We start from the raw sequence: 7749 nt of genomic DNA, 5'->3' as shown, positions 1-7749 counted from the left end.
TGCTGCACACCCTGCGCGGAGTGGGCTATGTGCTGCGCGAGCCACGATAAGCAGTTAGCGGGCGAATCGGCGCATGGCTGGCGAAGAATAACGGGATGCCGAGAATACTTCGGGCCACGCTGTCGCTGCGCCTCGCGCTGGTAGCCGCGCTCCTGCTGCTGGCGGCGTGCGGGCTGACGACCTCCGGCATCGCGGTCACCGAGATCCTGCGGCACAGCCTGATCAAGCGGGTCGACCAGACGCTGGCAGAGGCATCGCGCGGCTGGGCGCAGGCACCGCGGGGCTCGCTTCCGGTGCGTCGAGGGCCGACGCTGGACCGCCCGCCATCGGACTTCTACGTGCGCTACGTCACCGTGGACGGGCACACCACGACGGTCGTCAACGACAGCAACGCAGAACCCGTGTTGCCTGACAACAACGACGTCGGCCCCCAACCGACGACGGTCGGATCGGTCGACAAGTCCGGCGTGCAATGGCGGGTGGTGTCGGTGCGTGGACCGACTGGCCGGCTGGTCACTGTCGCCTACGACCTTTCCGACATCCAGCAGACGGTCCGGTCACTGGTCTTGCTGCAATTCGGCATCGGCGCGGCGGTTTTGCTCGTCCTCGGCTTGGCCGGGTCGTGGGTGGTGCACCGAAGCCTGCGGCCGCTGACAGAGGTCGAGAAGACCGCTGCGGCGATCGCCGCCGGCCAGCTGGATCGCCGTGTGCCCGAACGTGATCCGCGGACAGAGGTTGGTCGGCTTTCCCAGGCGCTCAATGGAATGCTCGCTCAGATCCAGCGGGCGTTCGCATCGTCTGAAGCCTCGGCGGAGAAGGCGCGGACCTCAGAAGAGCGGATGCGGCGCTTCATCACCGACGCCAGCCACGAACTGCGCACTCCGCTTACCACGATGCGCGGCTTCGCCGAGTTGTATCGCCAGGGTGCCGCCCGCGACATGGAGATGGTGATGTCGCGAATCGAAAGCGAATCGCGCCGGATGGGTCTGCTGGTCGATGATCTGCTGCTGCTGGCCCGGCTCGATGCGCAGCGGCCGATCGAGCAGAACCGGGTGGACCTGCTCGCGCTGGCCAGCGATGCCGTACACGACGCGCAGGCCGTCGCGCCTAAGCGCAACATCACCATGGAGGTGCTGGACGGTCCCGGCACTCCGGAGGTGCTCGGCGACGAGCCCCGGCTGCGTCAGGTGCTCGGCAACCTAGTGACCAACGCTCTGCAACACACGCCCGAAACCGCGGACATCACCGTGCGGGTCGGCACCGACGTCGACGACGCGATCCTGGAAGTTGTCGACGAAGGCCCCGGCATGAGTAAGCAGGACGCGCTGCGCATCTTCGAACGGTTCTATCGGACCGACTCGTCGCGCGCGCGGATCAGCGGCGGGAGCGGCCTGGGGCTGTCGATCGTCGACTCGCTGGTTAACGCCCACGGCGGCATCGTCACCGTGACCACGGCGCCCGGCCAGGGCTGCCGCTTTTACGTCAGCCTGCCGCGCATCGCCGACGTTCCCGGCCGCGCAGCCCGCTCGGCGCGCAGAGTCGGACAACCAAGCTCAACGGCTGCGCGGAGATAAAGTAATTCGGCGTCGAGCGACGTTCGCACCTGTGCGCGATGACAGCAGACAAGGGCCGATTCGATGATGACTCAGAGCGATGACTCCCCGGACGCGCTTGCTGCGTTGTATGCAGCTGAACGATCCGAGGTGCAAAGCATTCTTGGGCACGCACTTACCCTGGTAAACATTTTGGTTGCGTACTCTACATTCATTGGTATCGCCTGGGCGACTAGGCCGGACAGGATACCGCACTACCTGATTCCGGTTATTCCTTTACCTCTATTTTTAGTGGTAGCTTGGCATTCGCAGCTGAACAGTCGGGTGTGGGCGCACAATCAGGTGATCTTCGTACTCGAGCAGAGGCTTTTGGATCAAATTCCCAGTATCAAAAACCCAACAAGGCGTTGGATCGGGCACACCAGCGGCAGACTAGTGGTCGAGCTCCCGATACTGGTGAAAGAGCGAAGATTTGGTATGGCCGCCGCTAGCATTATCACGTACGGAGGACTCTTAGCAGTCGTGCTGGCTCTTACAATTGCAAGCGTAGTAGTTCCCGTCGCAATAAACCAGGATTGGCAAGCGCTCGCGTGGGTAATGGCAGTCGTGTACGCGATCGCATTGGCGCTTTTGTACGCCTCCTATAAGTCTTCATTCGGTATCACTGCAGAAAAAATGGATGAGTGGGCTAAATCTGCTCAAAACACCTTTTCTGCCCATTTTAAGACAACGCACGGTTATGAAGAATGCAGCTGATTTCGGTCCGCGTGACCCACTGGTCTGGGCTCAGCTCAGCTCGGCTAGCGCTGTCTTGATCTTGGCCTGCGCCTCGTCCAGGGATGCCGGAGACGGATTGTTATCGACGTTGGCGAAGCCGAAATCGCTCAAGCTGCGCGTCGGAAAGACGTGGACGTGCAGGTGGGGGACCTCGAGCCCGGCGATGATCACGCCGGCACGCTCGGCATCGAACGCTCGGCAAACGGCCTTACCGATCAGCTGTGCCGTCGACATCACCCGGCCGAACACGGCTGCGTCAATGTCTTGCCATTGATCAATCTCTGCTCGGGGCACGACGAGTGTGTGGCCCTGCGTCATCGGCTGGATGGTCAAGAAAGCGACGACCTCGTCGTCCTCATAGACGAACCGGCCCGGCAGTTCCCTGTTGATGATCTTGGTGAAGATACTGGTCATGCGCGCCGCTCCTCCTCATCGCTTCGCTCTGCATCGTCGCCGACGCGGGGCATGCGCTCCAGCTTATGAGTCCGGCCGCGCCTGCCACGGTCGGCGGGGCATCTGACGCACTTCGCTGTTACGGATACGCCGCGAGGACTATCGTCGATTGTTAGCTGGTGCGAATGCCGTCGGGTTGGCAGCGGCGCTGCGCAATCAACCCGCGCTGACACGCAGGGAGATGACATGTTAGCTGTCACAACGTTTCTCAGCAGTCCCGAATCGGTGGGCGTTTGGACCGTGGTTCCGCAGGGTTCCTCCATCCGGTTCGAGAACAAGACGATGTGGGGCGCGATGAAGGTCCGCGGCGAGTTCACCGAATTCACCGGCGGCGGGCAGATTGAGGATGCTCGAACGGTATCCGGCCAAATCGAAGTCAAGGCCGCCTCGGTGCACACCGGACTGGGGAAGCGCGACGAGGACCTGCGTGCGCCCTCCTTCTTCGACGTGGAGAAGTACCCGAACATCACCGTCGACGTAGCGGCTGGTGAGGCCAGCAGTGGCGACACCGTCCGCCTGAACGCCACTCTCACCGCCAAGGGCATCACGGCACCGCTGCCGTTGCAGGCCCACGTCGAGGTGATCGGCGACGGTGAGGTGCGACTGACGGCGCAGACGACGGTCGCGCGCAAGCAGTTCGCCGTGGAAGGAAACATGTTCGGCATGGTCGGCGCGAAGACGGCACTGAAGGTCAGCCTGGTGTTCCGGCACGAGACTGCTTAGGCCGAAAGCGGCGAACCTAGGCGGCGTCGCCGATCAACGCGGACAGCTCGGCCACCGACCACGGTGGTGCGTCGTGATGGTTTCGGTACCCGATCAGGACGGGCGCGGTTCGCGGGTATCGCCCGATGAAACCGCCTGCGGCAACAAAGATTTCGCCGGTCACTTGGTCGGCGAGGTCACTGGCCAGGTAGACGTAGGTGGGAGCGACGTAATCCGGTGGTGCGGCGTCCAGCGATCCCTGCATCGAGACTTCGTCGAGCAGTCCCCGCCGGTTCAGGTCGACGATGTGGGCTTCGTAATCCGGTCCGGTCGACAGCCGCGTTTTGGCGCCGGGGCACACCACGTTGGCCCGCACGCCGTGCTCCTTCAGTTCCGCGGCAATCGCCAATGTCAGGCTGTTGACCGCACCCTTGCCAGCCGGATATCCGGTGCCGCCGTAATCACCGAGAAAAGCGAACGAGCTGGTGTTGACGATGCTGCCGCCCCCGTGCTCGACCATCTTCGGCGCCGCCGCGCGGCAGGTCGCGAACACCGTACCCAAATGCGACTCGAGCAGCTCGCCGAACTGGGCGGGGCTGATGTCGAGGATGGACGAGCCCGGCGGTTCGGCGATGCCGGCACAGTTCACCAGCATGTGGATGGCGCCGAACTCGCCAATACACCTGTCTATCAACGACTCCGCGGCCGGCTGATCGGCGGGCGAACCAGGATGGGGCACCGCGCGTCCACCGTGCGCGGTGATCTCATCGGCGGTGGCCCGGGCAGCGTCGCCGTCACGGCCGTTGATCACCACGCCGGCACCGTGTCGTGCCAACAGGGCGGCGACGGCGGCACCGATGCCGCGCGATCCGCCGACCACGACGGCGCCGCGGCCGGCGAGTAGCGAGCTCACTCCTCGGGGCCGAATGTCATCATGTCGAGGTTCCAGTAGCCGCGCATGTTCGTGATCAGCCCGGCGTCGTTGACCTTATAGGTGAACACCCCGCGCACCTTGCTGCTGATCCCGTTGTCAAACTTGCTGCGCAGCACCAAAATATGCGCGATCTCGTTGGGGTCGCTGGACGGGAATGTCTCTTCGCAGGTGATCGTCAGCTGGTTGGCGGCGATGTTGGTGTCGTAGAACCCGGCGACCCCGTCCTTATCCCGCACGCCGGTGCCGTCGGGGTTGGTAACGGACTTGCCGATCGGATCCTCGACCACGACGTCGTCGGCCATCAGCGCCAGCCAGCCTTCCCGGTCATGGGCCTGCACGCAACGCCATGACGACTGTGAGGCTGTCAGTGCGGGGGACTGCTGAACGGTTTCCTGGGACATGTTCACTCCTCTTTACTGCCGTCGCGCGGCCACTTATTGCACGCTTCGCGCGAAATCGGGTGTCACAATTGGCCGCTCAGCAGCAGACTGGAATGCCTGACCATTCACTGGCGACTACCGGTCGGCGTCGGTGTAGCGGATGACGCCGCGAATGTTCTTGCCGTCCAGCATGTCCTGGTAGCCGTCGTTGATCTGCTCCAGCTTGTACTGGCGAGTGATCATGTCGTCGAGGTTGAGCTTGCCGGCCGTGTACATCGACAACAGCTGGGGGATGTCGTACTGCGGGTTGCCGCCGCCGAAGATGGTGCCCTGCAGGTTTTTCTGCATCAGGGTCAGCATCGCCAGGTTCAGATTCACCTGGTTGTCCAGCAGGCTGCCGATCGCGGTCAGCACGCAGGTGCCGCCCTTTGCGGTCATGATCATGTAGTTCTCGACGTCGGCGCCGTGCAGTTCACCGACAGTGACGATCACCTTCTTGGCCATCAGGCCGTAAGTGACCTCCATGATGCCCGCCAGCGCGGCGTTGATGTCGGGGTAGACGTGGGTGGCGCCGAACTTGAGGGCCTGGTCGCGCTTCCACTCGACCGGGTCGATCGCGAAGATGTAGCGGGCGCCGGCGGTGACGGCTCCCTGCAGTGCTGACATGCCCACGCCGCCGATGCCGACAATGGCCACGTCGTCGCCCGGCCGGATGTCGGCGGTGCGGACCGCCGAACCGTAGCCAGTGGTCACGCCGCAACCGACCAGGGCGGCCACTTCGAACGGCACCGAGGGATCGACCTTCACCACCGAGCTGCGGTGCACAACCATGTACGGCGAGAACGTCCCCAGCAGGGTCATCGGAAACACGTTTTGGCCGCGGGCCTGAATCCGGAAGGTTCCATCGCTTACCGCTGCGCCGTTGAGAAGCCCGGCCCCCAAGTCGCACAGGTTGCGCATGCCCGACTGACAGGTCGGACAACTGCCGCAGGACGGGATGAACGACAACACCACGTGGTCTCCCGGGGCGATGTCTTCCACGCCTGGGCCCACTTCGGTGACGATGCCGGCGCCCTCGTGGCCACCGAGAACCGGAAAGCCGGCCATCGGGATGCCGCCGGTCACCAAGTGGTGGTCGGAGTGGCACATCCCGGCCGCTTCCATCTGGATCTTGACTTCGTCCTTCTGCGGGTCGCCGATCTCGATTTCCTCGATCGACCACGGCTGGTTGAACTCCCAGATCAGCGCGCCCTTTGTTTTCATGAAAGACCTCCATCAGCTTGCCCTGACCCGAGGGTCGGTGAAAGGGACCGGCCGGCGCCGGACGGCAATTTAGAACGTGTTCTCATTCGCAGCCCATTATGACGTGCGTCACTGTGCTGTAAATAGCGGGGGACCACCAACCGTCCGAGGGGGATCACCAGATGGGTACCGGGGCCTGTCCCAGCGGGTAGTAGCCTGGCAGCTTGTCGCCGGCCAGGCTGCGTTCGATCCGCTTCTGCATGCCGGTGGTCAGATCGCCGGACTCGATCAGGGTCGCGAACATCTTCGCGACGTGGCCGAAGTCGAAGAAGTCACGCTGCCACTCGATGAGTTTGTCGCCGTTGAGCCGGAACCAGCTGCCGCCGATGCCGTAGATCTCACCCTGGGAACCATCTGTCTTGTTGACGATCTGCTTCCAGAAGCCGACGACTTCGCCCTGCTTGTCGTCGATGAGCACCTTCTGGTACTCGTACACCCAGTTCTCCAGGCCTTCCATCTCCAGGCCCAGCGCGACGTCCCGGATCTCGTCGACGCCGACGCACATCACGTCTTCCTTGGGACCGATGTTCCAGCCGTAGGTGGCGTCGGTTGCGTAGAAGTTTGCCAACGGCCGCCAGTCGCCCGCCTTTTCGCAGTCCTTGTTGGCCTTGAGCCAGGACTGCACCCACTCTTCGAGTTCGGCGCGCGTGAATGACGCCTTGGATGACTTGGGTGACATGGAGTCAGTCTTCTTTCTCTTTGATGAATAGTGCTCTGGTTGGACACATTTCGACCGCCCGGTCGATCTCCTCGCGGGCATCGTCAGGCGGCTCGGCGTCGATGATTTCGACCTTGCCGCGGTTAGGCACCCGGAAGTAGTCGGGTGCTTCCAGCTCGCACATCGCGTGGCCCTGGCACAAATCCAAGTCGGCTTCGACTCGGTATCCCATTTTTACCCCTTAGTAAGACGGCGGTAGCGCACTTTGGCGGGCCGGGCCAGCTGCACCACCATCTTCGAGTGGTCATTGCGGTAGCTGTCGGCGGGCTGGGCCATTTCAAACGCGTACTCTCGCAACAGAACCGAGAAGATCGCCTTGATTTGCATCTGCGCGAACGCTGCCCCGACGCAACGGTGCCGGCCGGCCCCGAACGGAATCCAGGTCCACCGATTGACGATGTCGGCCTGCTCGGGCTTGTTGTAGCGATCCGGATTGAACGCTTCGGGGTCGGGAAAGTCTTCGGGAATCCGGTTCGAGATCGCCGGGGATGCGGCGACGTAGTCGCCGCCATGGATCGGGAAGCCCTCGACCTCGAACTCGCCCTTGGCGACCCGCATCAAGATGATCAGCGGCGGATGCAGGCGCAGGGCCTCCTTGACCACGTTGTCCAGCTTTGGAATCGAACGCAGCGCATGGAAACTCACCTCTTGGCCGTCGGCGTAGAGTTCCTCCAGCTCGGCAAGCACCTCGGCGTAGACCTCGGGATGGCGGATCAACTCGATCAACGTCCACGCCGATGTGCCGGAGCTGGTGTGGTGTCCGGCGAACATCAGCGAGATGAACATCCCGGTGACCTCGTCAGCGGAGAACCGCGGATTGCCCTCCTCGTCCTTGATCGACACCAGCACGTCGAGCATGTCGCGGTCGGCCTTGTCCTTCGGCGGATTGGCCAGCCGCTGGTCCATGATCTCCTGAACCACCGCAACGAG

The 7749-nt window shown here is 63.1% G+C and carries 10 protein-coding genes; 3 read left to right on the top strand and 7 right to left on the bottom strand.

Annotation, left to right across the window (positions count from 1 at the left end; translation table 11 throughout):
- Positions 1–95 precede the first annotated feature (95 nt).
- Positions 96–1574, top strand: a complete 1479-nt coding sequence (locus tag WAN71_RS08275; protein WP_422224862.1) for a sensor histidine kinase — start codon at positions 96–98, stop codon at positions 1572–1574.
- A gap of 63 nt (positions 1575–1637) precedes the next feature.
- The gene (locus tag WAN71_RS08270; protein WP_422224861.1) at positions 1638–2309 is read left to right on the top strand and encodes a hypothetical protein; all 672 of its coding nucleotides are present in this window, start codon (positions 1638–1640) and stop codon (positions 2307–2309) included.
- A 30-nt stretch (positions 2310–2339) separates the two neighbouring features.
- On the opposite strand, the gene WAN71_RS08265 is transcribed toward WAN71_RS08270, so the two are convergent.
- The gene (locus WAN71_RS08265; protein WP_422224860.1) at positions 2340–2744 is read right to left on the bottom strand and encodes an HIT family protein; all 405 of its coding nucleotides are present in this window, start codon (positions 2742–2744) and stop codon (positions 2340–2342) included.
- A 225-nt stretch (positions 2745–2969) separates the two neighbouring features.
- On the opposite strand from WAN71_RS08265, the gene WAN71_RS08260 reads away from it, so the two are divergent.
- Entirely contained in the window at positions 2970–3506 is a 537-nt protein-coding gene (locus WAN71_RS08260; RefSeq protein WP_422224859.1) for a YceI family protein, read from the top strand.
- A gap of 16 nt (positions 3507–3522) precedes the next feature.
- Here WAN71_RS08260 and WAN71_RS08255 read toward each other — a convergent pair whose 3' ends face one another.
- The 6 genes from WAN71_RS08255 to WAN71_RS08230 form a co-directional block, all read right to left on the bottom strand.
- Positions 3523–4398, bottom strand: a complete 876-nt coding sequence (locus tag WAN71_RS08255) for an SDR family NAD(P)-dependent oxidoreductase (protein ID WP_422224858.1) — start codon at positions 4396–4398, stop codon at positions 3523–3525.
- Positions 4395–4820, bottom strand: coding sequence for a ketosteroid isomerase family protein (locus tag WAN71_RS08250; RefSeq protein ID WP_422224857.1), 426 nt, complete (start codon positions 4818–4820; stop codon positions 4395–4397). Before WAN71_RS08250 ends, WAN71_RS08255 begins: the two co-directional genes overlap by 4 nt.
- A 114-nt stretch (positions 4821–4934) precedes the next feature.
- Positions 4935–6062: an NDMA-dependent alcohol dehydrogenase gene (locus WAN71_RS08245; RefSeq protein WP_422224856.1), complete on the bottom strand. Its 1128-nt coding sequence runs from the start codon at positions 6060–6062 to the stop codon at positions 4935–4937.
- 154 nt (positions 6063–6216) lie between these two features.
- Positions 6217–6780: a nuclear transport factor 2 family protein gene (locus tag WAN71_RS08240; RefSeq protein WP_422224855.1), complete on the bottom strand. Its 564-nt coding sequence runs from the start codon at positions 6778–6780 to the stop codon at positions 6217–6219.
- Between the two features lie 4 nt (positions 6781–6784).
- Positions 6785–6991: a ferredoxin gene (locus tag WAN71_RS08235; RefSeq protein ID WP_422224854.1), complete on the bottom strand. Its 207-nt coding sequence runs from the start codon at positions 6989–6991 to the stop codon at positions 6785–6787.
- Positions 6992–6993: 2 nt separating this feature from the next.
- The coding region (locus WAN71_RS08230; RefSeq protein ID WP_422224853.1) for a cytochrome P450 at positions 6994–7749 on the bottom strand (756 nt) is incomplete at its 5' end.

It is taken from the genome of Mycobacterium sp. (genome assembly GCF_049280035.1).
Lineage (GTDB): Bacteria > Actinomycetota > Actinomycetes > Mycobacteriales > Mycobacteriaceae > Mycobacterium.
The sequence above is the reverse complement of the archived record's forward strand: the minus strand, read 5'-3'. Positions and strand labels throughout refer to the sequence as shown.

Bases quoted from the DNA above. Each gene is read 5' to 3' on its own strand.
- WAN71_RS08275 (WP_422224862.1), top strand. From the start codon at position 96: ATGCCGAGAATACTTCGGGCCACGCTGTCGCTGCGCCTCGCGCTGGTA.
- WAN71_RS08265 (WP_422224860.1), bottom strand. From the start codon at position 2,744: ATGACCAGTATCTTCACCAAGATCATCAACAGGGAACTGCCGGGCCGG.
- WAN71_RS08240 (WP_422224855.1), bottom strand. From the start codon at position 6,780: ATGTCACCCAAGTCATCCAAGGCGTCATTCACGCGCGCCGAACTCGAA.
- WAN71_RS08250 (WP_422224857.1), bottom strand. From the start codon at position 4,820: ATGTCCCAGGAAACCGTTCAGCAGTCCCCCGCACTGACAGCCTCACAG.
- WAN71_RS08270 (WP_422224861.1), top strand. From the start codon at position 1,638: ATGATGACTCAGAGCGATGACTCCCCGGACGCGCTTGCTGCGTTGTAT.
- WAN71_RS08260 (WP_422224859.1), top strand. From the start codon at position 2,970: ATGTTAGCTGTCACAACGTTTCTCAGCAGTCCCGAATCGGTGGGCGTT.
- WAN71_RS08245 (WP_422224856.1), bottom strand. From the start codon at position 6,062: ATGAAAACAAAGGGCGCGCTGATCTGGGAGTTCAACCAGCCGTGGTCG.
- WAN71_RS08235 (WP_422224854.1), bottom strand. From the start codon at position 6,991: ATGGGATACCGAGTCGAAGCCGACTTGGATTTGTGCCAGGGCCACGCG.